Source organism: Microvirga brassicacearum (genome assembly GCF_008757455.1).
Classification (GTDB): domain Bacteria; phylum Pseudomonadota; class Alphaproteobacteria; order Rhizobiales; family Beijerinckiaceae; genus Microvirga; species Microvirga brassicacearum.
In genome coordinates this window covers 1-803 of the sequence record NZ_VCMV01000076.1, presented here as the reverse complement: position 1 = coordinate 803, position 803 = coordinate 1, and the positions used below count along the sequence as shown (strand labels likewise).

At 57.3% G+C, this 803-nt stretch carries 1 protein-coding gene; it reads right to left on the bottom strand.

The features are described 5' to 3' along the window. A partial coding sequence (locus FEZ63_RS23400) for a cadherin repeat domain-containing protein (protein WP_201274275.1) occupies positions 1–803 on the bottom strand: 803 nt, incomplete at both ends.

The window sequence follows — 803 nt, the reverse complement described above, 5'->3', positions numbered from 1 at the left end:
GTTTCATTGAGATTGTTCACCGCGATCGTGAACGTCCTGTCGTGGAAGAGACCGCTTTGATCCGTGACACGGACCGTGACCGTGTGCTGGTTCTTGGTTTCGTAGTCGAGACTTGCGCCCTGTTTGACCTGAAGCTGATTGCCCGAAATCTGGAACTTGCCATCCGGGTCGTTCATGAGCGTGTAGGTGAAGGTATTGCCAACGTCCTGATCGATTCCGGTCAACGTTCCGATCGATGTCCCGCCGGGCGTGTTCTCGTCGACGTTCTGGGTCGAAAGGTTGAGGTCTGTCGGCCTTTCATTGACGTTGTTGACGTTGATCGTGATCGTCTTGGTGTGGGTCAGGCCACCCTGGTCCGTCACACGGATGGTGATCTGGTGTGACGTCGCGCTTTCATGGTTGAGAAGCGCGCTGTTGGCGACGAGGATTTTTGTTCCGGTCGCATCGAGTTTGAACCGCCCGCCGGCGTTGTCTGTCAGCGCGTAGGTGAAGGTGTCGCCGTTGTTCGGATCGGTCGCGCTCAGGTTGCCGACCGCAACATCATTCGCGGTGTTCTCGTTGATCGCGCTCGCAGACAGGCCAATGTCCGTCGGCGCCTGGTTGCCGGGCGTTTCATTGAGATTGTTCACCGCGATCGTGAACGTCCTGTCGTGGAAGAGACCGTTTTGATCCGTGACGCGGACCGTGACCGTGTGCTGGGTCTTGGTTTCGTAGTCGAGACTTGCGCCCTGCTTGACCTGAAGCTGATCGCCCGAAATCTGGAACTTGCCATCCGGGTCGTTCGTGAGCGTGTAGGTGAAGGT